The sequence below is a fragment of the Streptomyces sp. NPDC050997 genome (assembly GCF_040660135.1).
Taxonomy (GTDB): domain Bacteria; phylum Actinomycetota; class Actinomycetes; order Streptomycetales; family Streptomycetaceae; genus Streptomyces.
On record NZ_JBFAGK010000045.1, the window covers coordinates 1 to 17,656 of the forward strand.

The following is a 17,656-nucleotide window of genomic DNA, read 5'->3' on the forward strand; positions in this document are numbered from 1 at the left end:
GCCACGGATTCCCGACCGAACCACGTGCCGCGTAGCGGCACAGCAACGATCGAGAAGGCCAGAATCCTCGGGCTTCAGCCCGAGGTGCAAGTCAAGGCCTCACCGCCGACGCCGGCCCCCGCCGCACCGCCCTCTTCGGCGACGGCGCCGCGGCCGCCGCCGTGACGCTCGACCGGCTCCACACGCAGCCGCGCTCGGTGGCCTTCCTCGCCGAGGTGGTCCGGGCCGGGGGCGTGGCGTACGCGGCGGAGCTGCCCGAGCCGTTGCCGCGTCCCGAGGCGGCGCGGGTCGTACGGGACTGGCTGGAGGCCGCCACCCAGCTCGCGGGCGGCGCCCCCGCCGACGAGGCGACGGCCCGCTGGCTGGGAGCCGTCGCGACGATCATCGAGCTGAAGCACCTGGCGAGGGCCCGCGCCGAGCAGAACTGACCCGAGCAGAACTGACCCCGGCCGATGTGACCGTCGGCGGCGCCCTACGCGCGCCCCAGGAAGATCGGGTTGGTGACCGCCGCGAGTGCGCCCGGCAGTGGTCCCGCCGCCGTCTCGTGCCGCAACTCCGCGCGGACGTACGCCGCGTACGAAGGCGTCGTACGCCACTCCACGACCCCCGACCCCGTCACCGGCAGCGGTTCGCCGGTGAACAGGACGCCCTGGTCGGTGACGAGGCGGACCACGCAGCGCGGGGCGCCCGTCGCCTCCAGGCGGACCGTCACCGGGGTGTCGCGGTCGACCCGCAACCGCTCCCCGATGCCCGCGTGTTCGCCCCGGCCGCCGGACGCCGTGAAGGCGAGGGACACGTTCTTCGACTCGGCCACGTACGAGCGGCCCGCCCGGATGCCTTCCTGGATCGCCTCGCGGGTCAGGTCGTCGGCCAGGACGACCGTCTGGGGGGAGCCGACCGCGTCCGGGTCGCGGTGGGCGTCGCTGTTGCCCATCGCCGGGATCCAGCCGCCGTCGCCGGAGCGCGCCGACGCCACCAGCATGCTGTCCCAGTCCGCGAGGGCCACCTCGTCGTCGGGTGTCCACGGGCCGTTCCACACCTCGATCGCGTCCGCGTCCCCGAACCCGAACTTCCAGTTGCAGCCGACGCAGGTGGCGTGCGGGTGGGCGGGCACGACCAGGCCTCCCGCGCGGCGGATCTGGCGGGCGAAGCGGCCGAAGCGGTTGTCGCGGGCCCGGTAGCGCCAGTCGACGAAGGTCCCGGGGTCGGTGCCGAGGGCGACCACATGGCCGTTCCTCGTCGTGATCTCCTCGCCCAGCATGATCAGCAGGTCGTCACCGGCCTCGGACGCCCAGTGCGAATGTGACGCGTGCGTGTTGTGGTCCGAGGAGTTGATGAAGTCCAGGCCCGCCGCCCGCGCCAGTGCCGCGATCTCGGCGGGGGTGCGGCGGCCGTCCGAGTGCCAGGAGTGCAGATGGCAGTCCCCGCGGTACCAGGCGCGGCCCCGGCCCTTCGCCCGGGCGGGCGGATACGTCGGTGTCGCGGTCTCGCCGGGCTCGCCGTAAGTCAGGGTCACGGTGATCTCGTACGCCAGACCCTGCGGGGCGACCGTGTACGGCCCGAGCGCGATGTGCCAGGTGCCCTCGCGTACCGGTCCGGGCAGGTAGCCCGGCGTCGCGTCGTCCGCGCGCAGGAAGAACTCCGTGCGGGCCCCGCCCGACCAGCCCCTGAAGCCCCGGCCGCCCAGCTCGGTGCCGCGCTCGTCGAAGACGCCGATGTCGAGGGCGTTGCCCGGGGTGCCGGCCGGTACGGAGGGCCGGTCGTAGGTGTACGCGACCTTGATCTCCCGTACCCCGGACGGGACCTCGACCGGTACGTACACGAAGTCGGGGGAGCCGGCGGGCAGCGTGCCGCGCACGGTCCTCGTCTCCGGTTCTCCGTCGGCGGCCCCGGCCGCTGAAGCGAAGCTCACGCTTCCCAACGTAAGCGCGGCGGCGGCTCCCGTCACGAACAGTGCGCGTCTTCCGACGCCGTGCTGGACCTCGTCGGCGGCGTTGTCGTCGTTGGTGGCGTTGGCGTCGTTGTCGTCACACATGCCTCCACCGTGCCGGACGTGTGTGAACTTCCGTGGAAAGACAGGGGAATTGGCGCATCCCGGTCCATGGCGCCCCCTGAGTGTCTCTTCATGGACGTCCTCATAATGCCGACTGGTCGGTATGGACAGCTGGACCGGCAGCCGGTACAGATGTGCCATGCGCATCTCCGTGACGGTCTTCCTCACCGACGAGACGATCGCCCCGACCCGGCTCGCCCGCGAGCTGGAGCACCGCGGGTTCGCCGGGCTGTATCTGCCCGAGCACACGCACATCCCCGTCGAGCGGGCCACCCCGTACCCGGCCGGTGGCGAGCTGCCGCCCGAGTACGGCCGTACCCTCGACCCCTTCGTCGCGCTCGGCCAGGCGGCGGCGGTGACCGAGCGGCTGGGCCTCGGCACCGGCATCACGCTGGTCGCCCAGCACGACCCCATCGACCTCGCCAAGCAGGTCGCGACACTCGACCACCTCTCCGGCGGGCGGTTCACGCTCGGCCTCGGCTTCGGCTGGAACGTCGAGGAGGCCGCCGACCACGGTGTCGAGTGGCGCACCCGGCGGGAGCTGGTCCGGGACCGGATGGCGCTGATGCGCGCCCTGTGGTCGGAGGAACCGACCGCGTACGAAGGGGAGTTCGGGAGCGTACGGGCCTCGTCCGCCTATCCCAAGCCGGTGCAGAAGCCGCGCGGTCCGGTGGTCGGCCCGCGGACGCTGGTCGGCGGGGCGGCGGGCCCCAAACTCTTCGCCCACATCTGCGAGTACGCCGACGGGTGGCTGCCCATCGGCGGGCGCGGTCTCACGGAGTCGCTGCCGGTGCTCCGCACGGCCTGGGCGGACGCGGGCCGCGACCCGGCCGCCCTCCAGATCGTCCCGTACGCGGTCTTCCCCACCCCCGGCAAGCTCGCGCACTACGCGGACCTCGGCATCGAGGAGGCCGTGGTCCAGCTGCCACCGGCGGGGGAGGCGGAGGTGCTGCGGGCGCTGGACGAATACGCGGCGTACGTGTAGCCGAGTGCGGGGCAGCCCACCTGGGGGCGCGGGGAACTGCGCGCCCAGCCACCAACCGGCGGAGGTGCTGCGGGCGCTGGACGAATACGCGGCATACATGTAGCCGACGGCCGGGCACCCCACCCAGGGGCGCGGGGAACTGCGCGCCCAGCCACCAACCGGCGGAGGTGCTGCGGGCGCTGGACGAATACGCGGCATACATGTAGCCGACGGCCGGGCACCCCACCCAGGGGCGCGGGGAACTGCGCGCCCAGCCACCAACCACCCGCACCCGGCCACGCACCGCAGCCCCCTCCGGGCTGGACGAATACGCGGCGTACGTGTAGCCGACGGCCCGGCACCCCACCCAGGGGCGCGGGGAACTGCGCGACCAGCCACCAACCACCCGCACCCGGCCACGCACCGCAGCGCCCCCTCCGGGCTGGACGAATACCCGGCGTACGTGTAGCCGGGGGCCGGGCACCCCACCCAGGGGCGCGGGGAACTGCGCGACCAGCCACCAACCACCCGCACCCGGCCACGCACCGCAGCGCCCCCTCCGGACCCGTCCCCGCCGAACCGGCGGAGCCCCTCCGTATGCTCGAAGGATGACGAGCACCGCGACCCCCGGAACCGGCCCCACCGACAACTCCATGCGTCGCGCCCTCAAACGCGCCCGGGACGGCGTCGCCCTCGACGTGACCGAGGCGGCCGTGCTGCTCCAGGCCCGCGGCGAGGCCCTCGACGACCTCACCGCGTCCGCCGCCCGGGTGCGGGACGCGGGCCTGGAGGCGGCGGGCCGCCAAGGCGTCATCACCTACTCGAAGAGCGTCTTCATCCCCCTCACCCGGCTGTGCCGGGACAAGTGCCACTACTGCACCTTCGTCACCGTGCCGGGCAAGCTGCGCCGGGCCGGCCACGGCATGTTCATGTCGCCGGACGAGGTGCTCGACGTGGCCCGCCGCGGCGCCGCCCTCGGCTGCAAGGAAGCCCTGATCACCCTCGGCGACAAGCCCGAGGACCGGTGGCCGGAGGCGCGCGAGTGGCTCGACGCGCACGGCTACGACGACACCATCGCCTACGTCCGCGCCATCTCCATCCGGATCCTGGAGGAGACGGGACTGCTGCCCCACCTCAACCCCGGGGTGCTGACCTGGACCGACTTCCAGCGGCTCAAGCCGGTCGCCCCGTCCATGGGCATGATGCTGGAGACGACCGCGACCAGGCTGTGGTCCGAGCCCGGCGGCCCGCACCACGGCTCCCCGGACAAGGAACCGGCCGTGCGGCTGCGGGTCCTGGAGGACGCCGGCCGTTCCTCCGTGCCCTTCACGTCCGGGATCCTGATCGGGATCGGCGAGACGTACGAGGAGCGGGCCGAGTCCCTGTTCGCGTTGCGGAAGGTCTCCCGGGCCTATCACTCCGTCCAGGAACTGATCATCCAGAACTTCCGCGCCAAGCCGGACACCGCGATGCGCGGCATGCCGGACGCGGAACTCGACGAGCTGGTCGCCACGGTGGCCGTCGCCCGCCACATCATGGGCCCGGCCGCCTGTCTGCAGGCCCCGCCGAACCTGGTCGACTCCGAGTACGAGCGGCTCATAGGGGCCGGGATCGACGACTGGGGCGGTGTCTCCCCGCTCACCATCGACCACGTCAACCCCGAACGCCCCTGGCCGCAGATCGAGGAACTCGCGGCCCGGTCCGAGGCGGCCGGGTTCGAGCTGCGGGAACGTCTGTGCGTGTATCCCGAGTTCGTCCGGCGCGGCGAGCCCTGGCTGGACCCCCGGCTGCGCCCGCACGTGGCCGCGCTGGCGGACCCGGAGACCGGGCTCGCACGGCCGGACGCGGTGGTCGAGGGCCACCCCTGGCAGGAGCCCGAGGAGGTCTTCGAGTCGAGGGGCCGTACGGACCTGCACCGCACCATCGACACCGAGGGCCGCACCTCCGACCGCCGCGACGACTTCGACGAGGTGTACGGCGACTGGGGCGCCCTGCGTGAGGCGGCCGTCCCCGGCATGGCACCCGAGCGCATCGACACGGACGTACGACAGGCGCTGGCCACGGCGGCCGCCGACCCGACGAAGCTGACCGACGCCGAGGCCCTCGCCCTGCTGCACGCGGACGGCCCGGCGCTGGACGCGCTGTGCCAGATCGCGGACGACGTTCGCAAGTCGATGGTCGGCGACGACGTGACGTACATCGTCACCCGGAACATCAACTTCACCAACGTCTGCTACACCGGCTGCCGTTTCTGCGCCTTCGCGCAGCGCCGTACCGACGCCGACGCGTACACGCTCTCCCTGGACCAGGTCGCCGACCGCGCCCAACAGGCCTGGGAGGTGGGCGCGGTGGAGGTCTGCATGCAGGGCGGCATCCACCCGGACCTGCCCGGCACGGCGTACTTCGACATCGCGAAGGCGGTGAAGGAGCGCGTCCCCGGCATGCATGTGCACGCCTTCTCGCCGATGGAGGTCGTCAACGGCGCGACCCGCACCGGGATGTCGGTCCGCGAGTGGCTGACGGCGGCGAAGGAGGCCGGACTCGACTCGATTCCCGGCACGGCCGCCGAGATCCTCGACGACGAGGTCCGCTGGATCCTGACCAAGGGCAAGCTGCCGGCGGCCACCTGGATCGAGGTGGTCACGACCGCGCACGAGCTGGGCATCCGGTCGTCCTCGACGATGATGTACGGGCACGTGGACCAGCCGAGGCACTGGCTGGGGCACCTGCGGACGCTGGCCGGGATCCAGCAACGCACCGGCGGCTTCACGGAGTTCGTCACGCTCCCCTTCATCCACACCAACGCGCCGGTGTACCTGGCGGGCATCGCGCGGCCCGGCCCCACCCTGCGGGACAACAGGGCGGTGACAGCGATGGCGCGGCTGCTGTTGCACCCCTGGATCCCCAACATCCAGACCAGCTGGGTGAAGCTCGGCACGGAGGGCGCGGCCGAGATGCTCCGCTCCGGCGCGAACGACGTCGGCGGCACGCTGATGGAGGAGACCATCTCCCGGATGGCGGGCTCCTCCTACGGCTCGTACAAGTCCGTCAAGGACCTGATCGAGGTGGCCGACACGGCCGGCCGGCCGGCGAAGCCGCGCACCACGCTGTACGGGGACGTACCGGAGGAGCGGCAGCGCACGGCGGCCGCCTCGGACGGGCATCTGCCGGAGCTGCTGCCGGTGCTGGACTGAGCGAACGGGTACCGGACTGAGCGAACCGGTACCGGACTGCGGAGAGGAGCGCGGGCCGCTCGCAGTACGATGATCGGGCCCCTCGTGGGAGGGGTCCCGTAGCTGAGGAGATGCGTGCCCGTGCCTGCCCGACGACTTCCCTCGTGGGTCTGGGTGACCGGTCTGACGGTGGGCGCGGTCGCGGCGGTCACCGTGCTGGCCGTGCAGGCGGACCGGGGACCGCACCCGGCCGCCACGGCCACCCGGCCGAACGCCTCGGCGTCGGCGAGCCCGCGGCCCTCCGCGTCGAAGTCCGCCGTGCCCGCCGCGGTGCCGGACGGCTCCGGCACCGGGCGGCGCGTCGTGTACTCCCTCGGCAAGAAGCGGGTCTGGCTGGTGGACGCGAGCGATGTCTCGCGTCGGACCTTCGCGGTGTGGCCGGGCACGGTCAGCCCGGACCCCGGCAGCTACACGATCTCTCAGCGCACGGAGGCCACCACCGGCTCCGACGGCGTGCGGATCGAGCACATCATGTACTTCGCGGCCAAGTCCGGCCTGTCGATCGCGTTCTCCAACGCCCTGGACGGCTCCTCGCCGCCCGCCGTCGCCTCCGGCAAGCAGACCAGCGGCATCCGGACGGGCAAGCCGGACGGAGCGGCGCTGTGGACGTTCGCCGAGCCGGGCACGCCGGTCGTCGTCGTCAACTAGCGGCGATGGAGGCCATGGTTCACCCGAGGTCTCGCACGAACAGCCATCCTCATGATCGACGTGGCCCTCGGATCGACCCCGAAGAGTTTTGACTCTTTTTTGGCCATACAGCCTAGGTGGTATCTCGTGTTCGATCGTGTTCACTTGTCACGCCCTGCGGGGTGGGTTGTTGGCGTTTTCTGAGCTAGGCGATGTCGCCGCGCCGCCTCGCGACCCGCCTGACCAGGCCGCAGCGCTGTCAGGGCGCTGCGATGAAGGAAGAGCTCATGAGACGACACATTCGCGGTGCGCTGGCCGCGTTCACCGGAGCGCTGCTGCTCTCCACGGGAATCACTGCCACGGGCGGGCAGATGGCGTACGCCCAGGACAACGGCGTCGGTATCAAGCCCGTACTGGGGTGGAGCAGTTGGAGCTTCGTCCGCCGCAATCCGACCGCGCAGAACATCGAGGCGCAGGCGAAGGCGCTCAAGGACAGCGGACTGGCGAAGAATGGATTCGTCTACGCCAACATCGACGACTTCTGGTACGAGTGCCCGGGCAGCCAGGGGCCGAACGTCGACAAATTCGGACGCTGGGTCACCGATTCGACGAGTTTTCCTGCCGCCGGTGGCGAGAACGGCATCCAAGTCGTGGCCGATTATGTCCACTCGCTCGGGCTGAAGTTCGGTCTGTACGTCACTCCCGGTATCTCCAAGCAGGCGGTCGCGCAGAACACGGAGATCCAGGGAACCTCGTACCACGCACAGGACATCGCCACCACGGCGACGGAGAACAACTACAACTGCGGCGGCATGGTGGGCATCGACTACACCAAGCCCGGCGCACAGGCGTTCATCGACTCCTGGGCCGGTCAGTTCGCCGGCTGGGGCATCGACTACCTCAAGATCGACGGCGTCGGCACCCCTGACGAACAGGACGTCCGAGCCTGGTCGCAGGCCCTGCGGCACACCGGCCGCCCCATCCACCTGGAACTCTCCAACAACCTCGACATCAACAACGCCGCCACCTGGGCCAAGCTCTCCAACGGCTGGCGCACCGGCGGCGACATCGAGTGCTACTGCGGACCGAACGGCAGCAGCTACCCGCTGACCACCTGGTCCTCCGTCGCCTCCCGGTTCGACCAGGTCGCCGCGTGGGCGCCGTACGGCGGACCCGGCGGCTACAACGACTACGACTCGCTCGAGATCGGCAACGGCGACAACAACGGCCTGACGCCCGACGAGCGCAAGACCCAGATGAGCCTGTGGTCGCTGGCCGCCTCGCCGCTCATCCTCGGCACCGACCTGACCCACCTCGACCCGGCCGACCTCGCTCTGCTGAAGAACACCGACGTGCTCGCGGTCGACCAGGACGGCATCGACGCCAAGCGGATCTCCGAGGACGCCCACTCCCAGGTGTTCGCCAAGACCGAGCCCGACGGGGATGTGATCGTCGGTCTGTTCAACACCGACGCGGCTCCCCGCGAGGTCGCCATCACCGCCGCCGCGCTGGGTCTGCCGAAGGCGCGCGACTACGCCCTGCGGGATCTGTGGAGCCACCGGCTGACCGAGTCCTCGGGCCGGATCGCCGCCGACGTCCCGGCGCACGGCGTGGCCCTGTACCGAGTCCACGCCTCCGACCACCTGGTGCGGGACGCGGCCCCGTCCGTCTCGCTGGGCCTGAACTGGGCGTCCGCGCCGAGCGACGCCACCACGCGTACCGTGACCGAGGTCCTGTCGAACGACGGGTCGCGGTCCGTCAAGGACGCGAGCGTCAAGCTCACCGCGCCGTCCGGCACGAAGATCACCACGAAGTCCGTGACGCGGGTCGGCACACTTCATGGCGGCAGCGCGCTGAAGGCCACCTTCACCGTCTCCATCCCGTCCTCGGCCAAGCTCTTCGCCGAGAGCGCGTTCGAGGGGTCGGCGACATACCGCTACGGATCGACCGGTACGACCCACTTGACGGCCGGTGACACACTCACCGTCAACCACCAGGTGAAGGACCCGTACCGCACCTTCGCCTCCACCGCGGCGAGCTTCAGCCAGTACGGGACCGAGCTGGGCATCCGCGCTCAGGGCGCCGACCTGTACAACACCACCAACGAGTACGGCTCGATCTATCTGCCCGGGGCCGAGCACGACGGTTCCGTGACCACGGTGAAGATCAACTCCCAGTCGGACACGGACGTCTGGGCGAAGGCCGGGATCATGGTCCGCAACGACATCACCCAGTCCGACACCTCGCCGGGCTACCTGGCCCTGGTCGTGACCCCGGGCAACGGCTACCTCCTCGACTGGGACAACGACGGAAACGGAACGCTGGACTCCCAGGACTCGACCGGCACCGCCACCTACCCCTCGTGGCTGAAGCTGGTCCGCGACGGCACCACCTACAGCGGCTACTACTCCACCGACGGCTCCACCTGGAACCTGGTCGGCACCGAGAACGTCCCGACCGCCGCGGCCACCCAGGACGTCGGTCTCACCCAGACCTCGCACGCCTCGGGCACCACCGGCGAGGCCGACTTCGACACCTTCACGACCACTCCCTAGCTGGACGAACCGCCGGATTCGGGCCCGTATTTGCGAGGGTGCAGTCCGGGGGGATCGGGTAGGCGGGATCGGGTGAGCGGGCCGCGAGAACCGGCCCGCCCACCCGATCCCCCCGGGTCGTTCTAGTGGTCCGGGTCGGTTCGGAACGGCAGGTTGACCACCAGCAGCACGACCCCGCTGAACAGGAACGCCCGCGTCGCCGCCTCCAGACCGTTCCAGTTCTCCGACTGCCACATGGAGAACCACTCACCGCCGATCGCTATGAACCCGGCGCCGAACAGCAGCATGACCATGAGCAGTCCGTACGTGGAGAACCGGCGGGCCCGGGCGAGGTCGTTGCGCGCTCCGAGCCAGGTCCCGTACAGCAGGACGAGGGCGGCGACGGTCTCCCACACGATGATCGCGACGTACGCCGCGTCCTGAAGTCCCTTGCTGGTGACGGATCTCCACATGAGGTCGTCGTCCTTGAAGGTCGTATCCATGGCGAGGACGTGTTGCACGAACTGCTGGTTGGTGCCGAAGTCGGTGATGTTCCCGAAGGCGACGAGGGTCATGTAGAGGGCGACGCCGGCGGTGAGAAGGGTGGCGCTGAGGGACAGCGCGCTGTGGGAGGTGCGTGGGGTCGTGGACATGCCGATCATCTTCCCCGGAGGGCAGGGTGGGATGTAGGCATTGAGCCAGAATGACGCTCCTGGCAACGGAGTTGGGGAACTACTCGGTGTCTTTTGGATGGCGGGTGGACGCGTACACGAGATGGACAGTGCGTCGCGCTTCGTCGACGAGGTAACGCACGCGACCGCCTGCTGTCACCTCGTACTCCCCTTGGGGGTACTCCTGACCGCCCAGCTCGCCCCACCCCTTCGCTGCCTCGTTCGTTGCGAATCGCAGTCGCCATCCCCCACCCATCGGCGGTGGAGCCACATCGTCGCCGCGCTTCGGGCTCACGGAGCGGTCACCTCGTCGTGGTCCTCGTCCGGCAAACGACGGGTGAGTTGCGCGGTGAGCGCGGGGTCGGCGAGGACCCGTGCCGTGGCGCGCCATTCCACGACGACTCGATGGAGGTTGGCGTGGACCTCCAACTGGGCCACGTCGTGCGTGGCGTCGATGAGCTCTGCCACGAACTGCTTCAGTTCGTCCCCCGACAGATGGCGGACCCAGGGGAAGATCGAGGGGAGCGCGCGCAGTATGGCCCGCTCGCCGGCGTCGCTGCGGACCAGGGCGGCGAGAAGACGGGCTGTGATGCCCGCCGTCTCCTCGCGCTGCTGGTCGTGGCGTGCGGTCGTCAGGTAGAGATCCTCGCCGTCCCGCCGCGTGATGTGAACACGCTCAGTGCGGTCGAGCGTCTCGGCAACACGCTTCGAGTTCTTGGAGAGCTCGGAGAAGGCGACCGTGGGGGGAAACATGGACAGACAGTACTTCGGAATGTATTCCGAAGTTAAGCCCGAAGCGGACCCGGCCCCTCTCGGTCCTCGTCTGACCCGAGTCGTCAGGGCGCGTGACGCCTTCCGGGCCCGCTACGCGGAGTAGTTCAGCGTAGGTGGGTGACGAACTCGGCCCACGAGGCGTTCCGGAACGCTAGCTGCCCGCCGTTCTTGTCCTTGGAGTCCCGTACGTGGACGGTGGTGTCGGCGGGGGTTATGGCGATCTCGACGCAATCAGGACCGTCGTTGCTGCTGAAGCTGCTCTTGAACCACGTCGGCTCGGTGGTGGAGGTCATGTCTTTTCTCCCATGACTTTCTCGATGAAGGCCAGTGACTCCCGGGGCGAGAGGGCCTGCGCCCGGATCATTCCATAGCGCATCTCCAGGACCTGAACTTCCTTCGGATCGCTGATCACCCGGCTGTACAGCTGCCCTTCCGTGTGCCCCAGCGTCTTGCCGTCCCGGAGTTTCAGCACTCGCATCGGCCCGGCCAAGCCCGCGTGGTCCTCGCACTCCGTTGGCATGACCTGGATTTCGACGTGCCTCAACGCGCTGATCCTCAACAGGTGTTCGAGCTGTTGCCTCAGCACCACTGTGCCGCCGATGGGCCGGCGAAGGGTCACCTCTTCCAGGACAAACGTGAGCAGTGGTGCGGGCACCCGCTCGAAGACGCGCTGCCGTGCCATGCGCGCGGAGACGTGGCGGTCGATCTCGTCCTCCGAGTACGCGGGCCGCCGCCTCGTGTACAGCGCACGCGCGTACTCCGGAGTCTGGAGTAGCCCGTGCATGTTGTGGTTGGCGTAGGCCCCGAGCTCGACCGCCTCGTCCTCCAGCTTCGCCAGATCCCGAACCTTCTTCGGATACCGGGCCCGCTCCACGTCGTCCTTCATCGCGGAGAGCTTCCCGCCCGCGCCGAGCACTTCATCGGCCTTGTCCAGGAAGTCGGGCTTCGGAACCCTTCTACCGCGCTCCACCGACGAGACCATCTCGTCGCCGTACCCGATGGCAGCCCCGAGTTCCGCCTGCCTCAGCCCAGCGGCCTCCCGCCACATCTTGATCTGGCGCCCGACCGTCCTGAGTACGGCCGCCGCTTCCTCGTCCTCCACCCTCGCCCCTCTCGTCGTATGGCCCGTACGAACCCGTTCCGTATCCGGACAGTCGCGCTTCGTACTGGGGTCGCTGCTGGTCAGGGTAGGGACGGCTGGCCACTCTGGGTGACGTGAATCAGAATTCCCTCTCCCAAGTCACCGCCCCCACTCGCCACTTCGCGGTTCAGCTGTCCGCCACTCGAAGAGGTGCTCGACTCGCGCGTCTCCTCGCCGAGCGCCAACTTGACGACTGGGGCCTGCCCTTCGAGGGCGCGGCGCACATCGTGGCCGAGCTGGCGTCGAACGCCGTACTCCACGGGCGTGTTCCAGGAAGGGACTTCCGGCTGAGGCTGACGCTCCACGCCGACGGCACCCTCCGCATCGAGGTGACGGACGCCCGGGGCGACCGGATCCCGCGCATCCCCGATCCGGTCGACGAGGACGGGGAGTCGGGACGCGGTCTGCGGATCGTGGCGGCGTACGCCGACCGTTGGGGCGTGGACGAGGCACCGGCGTACGGCAAGACGGTGTGGGCGGAATGGGCACCGGATCCCGGGAACTCATGACCCGGTCGGTCCCGACGCCAAAGACCAAAGAACCGGGGAAAGAACCAACCCCACCCCCAGTTAGGTCCGGTCGTGACCGCACGCGACCACTTCCCGTGGCAGCCCGCATCCGATTCGCCCCCGAACCCGCCGTCATCGTTCGATTAGAGTGCTGAGCTGTCGTACATACGGGCGGTGCCGCAGGGAGGTCTTGGTGAGTGCGACAGCCGGGGCCGTCTGGGGGCGGGCCGAGCAGCAGGACTTCCGGAGCAGGGTGCGCGGCACGCTGCTGGGCGGGGCCGTCGGGGACGCGCTGGGCGCGCCTGTCGACGGGCTCGGGCTGGCGGAGATCCGCGAGGAGTACGGCGCGGAGGGGCTCGTCGATCTAGGGTTCGGGCACGGGCGGCGCGGCGCGGTCACCCACCTCACCCAGCTGACCCTGTTCACCGTGGACGGGCTGATACGCGCCCAGGTCCGCCGGGACACCGGCGCCTGGCATCCGCCGACCGATCTGCACCGCGCGTATCTGCGCTGGGCCGCCACCCAGCACGACTGGGGACCCGACTTCCGGCGCAAGGACGACGGCTGGCTGGCCCGGGAGGAGTGGCTGTACGCCCGCCGGGAACCGACCCGCTCGCTGCTGATCGGGTTCGGCGACGAGGCCATGGGCACGCTGGAGGCGCCCAAGAACCCGGCCGAGGCCGGGCCCGAGGCCACCGCCCGGTCCGCTCCCTTCGGGCTGCTCGTCGGCTGGGAGCCGCAACTCGTCGTCCAGCTCGCCGTGGAGTGCGCCGCGCAGACCCACGGCCATCCCGTCGCCTACCTCTCGGCGGGCGCGTACGCCGCGATCGTGCACGCGCTGGCCCTCGGCGAGAGCCTGGACACGGCCGTCCAGCGGGCGCTCGCCCTGCTCGCCGCCCGCTCGGGCCACCAGCCCGTCTCGGACGCCCTGCAACACGCGCTGGGCGCGGTACGGCAGGGCATGCCGACCCCGGCCCGGGTCGAGGAGCTTCTCGCGGAGGGTACGGCGGAGGGGCTGCTGTCCGCCGCGGTGTACTGCGCGCTGGTGGGGGAGGACGTACGGCACGGGCTGCGGCTGGCCGTCAACCACGACGGCCCCTCGGCCGCCGCTGGCGCTCTCACCGGCGCCCTCCTCGGCGCCCTGCACGGCGAGACGGCCCTCCCGCCGGCCTGGCTGGCCGAAGTGGAGGGCCGCCCCACCCTGCTGGAACTGGCCGACGACTTCGCGATGGAGATGACCCAGGGGCCGGCCCTGCACGGCCCGGCGGGGTCGTCCCCGGGGTGGCTGACCAGATACCCGAGAGCGTAACCAGCGGGTCGCCGGGTCCACCGGGTCGCCGGCCCAGCGGGCACCGGGTCGCCGGGCCCAGCGCCCGGGCCCGCCGGACCGCCTGGAAGCCGAGCCGCTCGGCCGCCAGCTTGCCCAGCGGCTGATGGCCGCCGACCGGACGGATCCGACCGGTCGGCCTCGGCACTCCGTGGAGTTGTCGGCCCCGTCGGCGGCCCGAGTGTCGGCTCGGTCGGCCGGTGGCCCGGAGTTCCTAGTCCTTCACCGGCGTGCGCAGTGCGTCGTCCACGCCGTCGGCCGGTGTCGGGATCGCGGCCGCCGCCGCGCCGTCGCCGTCCGTGTTGATCTTTTCGATGATCGCGAGTCGTTCCGGGGTGTCCTCGGGCTTCACGAAGCCGATGAGGATGTAGAGGACCAGGGAGACGGCCAGCGGGATGGACACCTGGTACTGGAGCGGGACTCCGCCGTCGACGTTCCAGTTGATCGGGTAGTTGACCAGCCAGAAGGCCAGCAGACCCATCGACCAACTGGTCAGCGCGGCCGTCGGGCCGGAGCGGCGGAACGGGCGCAGCAGGCCCAGCATCATCGGGATCGCCATCGGGCCCATCAGTCCGGCCACCCACTTGATGACGACCGTGATGATGTCCTTGAAGGCGGGGGAGTTGACCTGGGTGGCCGCCGCCATGGAAAGACCGAGGAAGACGACGGTCGTCACACGCGCCGCGATCAGCCCCGACCGCTGGTTCCACTCCCGTGCCCTGGCCCAGATGACGGGCGCGCAGTCCCGGGTGAAGACGGCGGCGATGGCGTTGGCGTCGGACGAGCACATGGCCATCGTGTGGGAGAAGAAACCGACGATGACGAGCCCCAACAGGCCGTGCGGCAACAGCTGTTCGGTCATCAGGCCGTAGGAGTCGGAGCCGTCCGGCTTCTGCGAGGTCACCAGCAGCGGTGACATCCACATGGGGAAGAACAGGACCACGGGCCACACCAGCCACAGCACCGCCGACAGCCGCGCCGACCGCTCGGCCTCCTTCGGGGTGGCCGTGGCCATGTACCGCTGGGCCTGGTTCAGCATGCCGCCGTTGTACTCGAAGAGCTTGATGAACAGGAACGCGAGCAGGAACACCGTGCCGTACTGGCCGACCAGGGGCTTGTCGTGGCCCTGGAGCGCGGGCTGGTCCCAGGCGTCCAGGAACCCGATGCCCTTGTCGTCCAGCTTCAGCAGGACGGCGATGAACATCGCGACGCCGGCCATCAACTGGATGACGAACTGGCCGAGTTCGGTCAGCGCGTCCGCCCACAGACCGCCGATCGTGCAGTAGACGGCGGTGATCGCGCCGGTGATGAGGATGCCCTGGTTGAGCGAGATCCCGGTGAAGACGGACAGCAGGGTCGCGATGGCGGCCCACTTCGCGCCGACGTCCACGATCTTCAGCAGCATCCCCGACCAGGCGAGCGCCTGCTGGGTCTTCAGGTCGTAACGGTTCTTCAGATACTCCAGCGGGGACGCCACATGCAGCCGTGAGCGCAGCCGGTTGATGCGCGGCGCGAACAGTTTCGAGCCGATCGCGATGCCGATCGCGATCGGGAGGGACCAGGTGACGAAGGACGTCACGCCGTAGGTGTAGGCGATGCCCGCGTAGCCGGTGAACATCACCGCGCTGTAGCCCGACATGTGGTGGGAGATGCCGGACAGCCACCACGGCATCTTGCCGCCGGCGGTGAAGAAGTCGCTGACGTTGTCCACTCGCTTGTGCGACCAGATGCCGATCGCGACCATCACGCCGAAGTAGCCGATGAGCACGGCCCAGTCGAGACTGTTCATGGGCCCCCTTCCAGGGTCCGCCGCCAGGGTCAGGCATGTGAACTCTGGGTTGGTGGGCATGCTCACGGCAAGCGCGAGGAAGGTCAAGAGCGCGTAAAAAAGTTCTGCGTGATGGTCTGCGTTTATGTATGTGAACGGCGGTTGGCTGAAAACGATCAGGTCAGCGCATCAACTCTCCCGCGTTGACCAGCAACGACTGTCCGGTGATCGAGCGTGCCCGATCCGAGGCCAGGAACACCGCCGCATCCGCCACATCCACGTCCGAGGCGAGCTCGGGCAACGCCATCCGCTCCGACAGTCGGGCCAGGACCTCGCTCTCCGGCACCCCCTCCGTATGCGCGGTGAACCGCACGTACGCCTGCACCGGCGGCCCCCACATCCAGCCCGGCAGCACGGTGTTGACCCGCACCCGGTACGGCCCGAGCTCCCGCGCCAACGAGTACATCGCGCTCGTCAACGCGCCCTTCGACGCCGCGTACGCCGCCTGCCGCACCTGGGACGGCGCCGCCACCGCCGACTGCGTCCCGATGAACACCACCGACCCGCCGCCCGCCTTCAGCGCCGGCAGACAGGCCCGGGTCATCCGCAGCGACCCCAGCAGGTTCACGTCGATCACCGACTGCCAGGTCGTGAAGTCCGCGTCCTCAAGACCGCCGAAGTAGCTGTCCCAGGCCGCCACATGGATCACCCCGTCGATCCGCCCGAACCGCTCCCGCGCCAGCCCGGCCAGCGCCTCGCACTGCCCCTCGTCGGTGATGTCCGTCGCCCGGTACGCGGTGTGCGACCCGTCGGGATCGATCTCGGCCGCGCTCTTCGCGAGGTTCGCCTCGGTGCGCGCGCCGAGCACCGCGTTCCCCCCGTCCCGTACGACGGCCGCCGCGACCTGGTGACCCAGCCCGGCGCCGACTCCCGACACGACGACGGTCTTTGCGGAGAGCAGTGACATCGGTGTCCTCCCTGACTCTGGCCAATTACCTGACGGAGCGTCAGAGTAGGGGCGACCGCAGGAGGACGGAAGGGAAGGCGGAAGGGGAGTGCCCATGTCCGAGGACACCCGCAGCGAGACGTACGCCGAACTGGCCGCCGTAGGGCCGTACGGAGTCCGCCCCGGCCATGCCCTGATCACCATGGTCGAGCCGCACCCGGGCCACGAGTACGCGTACAACCGCTGGTACGAGGACGACCACTACTACGCCGGCGCGATGGCCATGCCCTGGATGTACGCCGGCCGCCGCTGGGTGGCGACCCGGGACCTCCAACTCCTGCGCCGCCCCGAGAAGTCGGCCATCGCCGAACCGGTCACCGCGGGCTGCTACCTCTCCACGTACTGGGTCACCGAGGGCCGCTACGACGACCACATGCGCTGGACGGTCGGCATCAACAAGCGCCTCAACCGCGACGGCCGCGTCTACCGGGACCGCACCCACGTCTTCACGGCGTTCCAGGACCACGAGGCGACCGTGTACCGGGACGGCGCCGCGGGCCCCCGCGACTTCCACGCCCTCGACCACCCCTACGCCGGCCTGGTCCTCCAGGTCGTCGACGCCGAATCCGCCGAACAGCGGGCGGGGTTGCTGGAGTGGCTGGTCTCCCGCCACCTCCCGAAGCGGGTGGCGGGCTCACCGACGGCGATGGTGACCGTCTTCCGGCCCACCCCGCTCCCCGGCGACCGCATGACGTACGTCAAGCAGGTCGAGGGCGTCGACACCCGGCTGACCCTGCTGTGGTTCCTGGAGACGGATCCGCGGGAGTGCTGGGAAAGGTACTTCGGCGGGCTGGAGGAGGCGGTGGGGGAGTCGGGGCTGGGCAGGGTGGAACTGCTGGCACCGTTCATCCCGACGATCCCGGGCACGGACCGGTACGTGGACCGGTTGCGCTGACGGTCAGCGGTGACCCGTCACCGGTTTCGGCGCCGGTCCGACCGAGTCGTTGCTGCGGACTGGTGGGGGGTCGGGGACGGGACGGGGGTGTCCGTCCTCGGTCTGGCGCGGAATCGGTTTCTTGGTGAGTGGGCGGTGTTGACGCGCCAGACGC

General features: G+C 70.1%; 15 protein-coding genes. 8 read left to right on the forward strand and 7 right to left on the reverse strand.

What is annotated here, in order from left to right:
• The first annotated feature begins 161 nt into the window (after positions 1–161).
• Positions 162–428, forward strand: a complete 267-nt coding sequence (locus AB0H86_RS43575; RefSeq protein WP_362451876.1) for a hypothetical protein — start codon at positions 162–164, stop codon at positions 426–428.
• Between the two features lie 44 nt (positions 429–472).
• Here AB0H86_RS43575 and AB0H86_RS43580 read toward each other — a convergent pair whose 3' ends face one another.
• Entirely contained in the window at positions 473–2,035 is a 1,563-nt protein-coding gene (locus AB0H86_RS43580) for a CehA/McbA family metallohydrolase (protein WP_362451879.1), read from the reverse strand.
• A gap of 157 nt (positions 2,036–2,192) precedes the next feature.
• Here AB0H86_RS43580 and AB0H86_RS43585 point away from each other — a divergent pair, with 157 nt between their 5' ends.
• From AB0H86_RS43585 to AB0H86_RS43600, 4 genes are all read left to right on the forward strand, one after another.
• A complete protein-coding gene (locus AB0H86_RS43585) occupies positions 2,193–3,038 on the forward strand; it encodes an LLM class F420-dependent oxidoreductase (protein WP_362451882.1) in 846 nt (281 codons plus the stop codon).
• A 587-nt stretch (positions 3,039–3,625) separates the two neighbouring features.
• Positions 3,626–6,211: a bifunctional FO biosynthesis protein CofGH gene (locus AB0H86_RS43590; protein WP_362451884.1), complete on the forward strand. Its 2,586-nt coding sequence runs from the start codon at positions 3,626–3,628 to the stop codon at positions 6,209–6,211.
• Positions 6,212–6,331: 120 nt separating this feature from the next.
• Positions 6,332–6,898 (forward strand): hypothetical protein, encoded by a 567-nt coding sequence (locus AB0H86_RS43595; RefSeq protein ID WP_362451886.1) that lies wholly within the window; start codon positions 6,332–6,334, stop codon positions 6,896–6,898.
• A gap of 266 nt (positions 6,899–7,164) precedes the next feature.
• The gene (locus AB0H86_RS43600; protein WP_362451888.1) at positions 7,165–9,432 is read left to right on the forward strand and encodes an NEW3 domain-containing protein; all 2,268 of its coding nucleotides are present in this window, start codon (positions 7,165–7,167) and stop codon (positions 9,430–9,432) included.
• Between the two features lie 122 nt (positions 9,433–9,554).
• Here the strand turns inward: AB0H86_RS43600 and AB0H86_RS43605 are convergent, their stop codons facing one another.
• The 4 genes from AB0H86_RS43605 to AB0H86_RS43620 all read right to left on the reverse strand — a co-directional run bounded on the left by AB0H86_RS43605 (position 9,555) and on the right by AB0H86_RS43620 (position 11,958).
• Positions 9,555–10,064 (reverse strand): DUF2165 domain-containing protein, encoded by a 510-nt coding sequence (locus AB0H86_RS43605; protein ID WP_362451890.1) that lies wholly within the window; start codon positions 10,062–10,064, stop codon positions 9,555–9,557.
• A 309-nt stretch (positions 10,065–10,373) separates the two neighbouring features.
• Positions 10,374–10,835 (reverse strand): prevent-host-death family protein, encoded by a 462-nt coding sequence (locus tag AB0H86_RS43610; protein ID WP_362451892.1) that lies wholly within the window; start codon positions 10,833–10,835, stop codon positions 10,374–10,376.
• Between the two features lie 125 nt (positions 10,836–10,960).
• Entirely contained in the window at positions 10,961–11,149 is a 189-nt protein-coding gene (locus AB0H86_RS43615) for a DUF397 domain-containing protein (RefSeq protein WP_362451894.1), read from the reverse strand.
• On the reverse strand, positions 11,146–11,958 hold the full coding sequence (locus AB0H86_RS43620; protein WP_362451896.1) for a helix-turn-helix transcriptional regulator: 813 nt from the start codon (positions 11,956–11,958) through the stop codon (positions 11,146–11,148). The genes AB0H86_RS43615 and AB0H86_RS43620 overlap by 4 nt, the downstream gene beginning before the upstream one ends.
• A 113-nt stretch (positions 11,959–12,071) precedes the next feature.
• Between AB0H86_RS43620 and AB0H86_RS43625 the strand changes: the two genes are divergently transcribed.
• Positions 12,072–12,506 (forward strand): ATP-binding protein, encoded by a 435-nt coding sequence (locus tag AB0H86_RS43625; protein ID WP_362451897.1) that lies wholly within the window; start codon positions 12,072–12,074, stop codon positions 12,504–12,506.
• Positions 12,507–12,699: 193 nt separating this feature from the next.
• Positions 12,700–13,815 (forward strand): ADP-ribosylglycohydrolase family protein, encoded by a 1,116-nt coding sequence (locus tag AB0H86_RS43630; protein ID WP_362451899.1) that lies wholly within the window; start codon positions 12,700–12,702, stop codon positions 13,813–13,815.
• Between the two features lie 232 nt (positions 13,816–14,047).
• Here AB0H86_RS43630 and AB0H86_RS43635 read toward each other — a convergent pair whose 3' ends face one another.
• Both AB0H86_RS43635 and AB0H86_RS43640 read right to left on the reverse strand, forming a co-directional pair.
• Positions 14,048–15,622, reverse strand: coding sequence for a sodium:solute symporter family protein (locus AB0H86_RS43635; protein WP_362451901.1), 1,575 nt, complete (start codon positions 15,620–15,622; stop codon positions 14,048–14,050).
• A 160-nt stretch (positions 15,623–15,782) separates the two neighbouring features.
• Positions 15,783–16,568 (reverse strand): SDR family oxidoreductase, encoded by a 786-nt coding sequence (locus AB0H86_RS43640; RefSeq protein ID WP_362451903.1) that lies wholly within the window; start codon positions 16,566–16,568, stop codon positions 15,783–15,785.
• 94 nt (positions 16,569–16,662) lie between these two features.
• Between AB0H86_RS43640 and AB0H86_RS43645 the strand changes: the two genes are divergently transcribed.
• Complete coding sequence (locus tag AB0H86_RS43645) at positions 16,663–17,502, forward strand: hypothetical protein (RefSeq protein ID WP_362451906.1); 840 nt, start codon at positions 16,663–16,665, stop codon at positions 17,500–17,502.
• Positions 17,503–17,656: the final 154 nt, after the last annotated feature.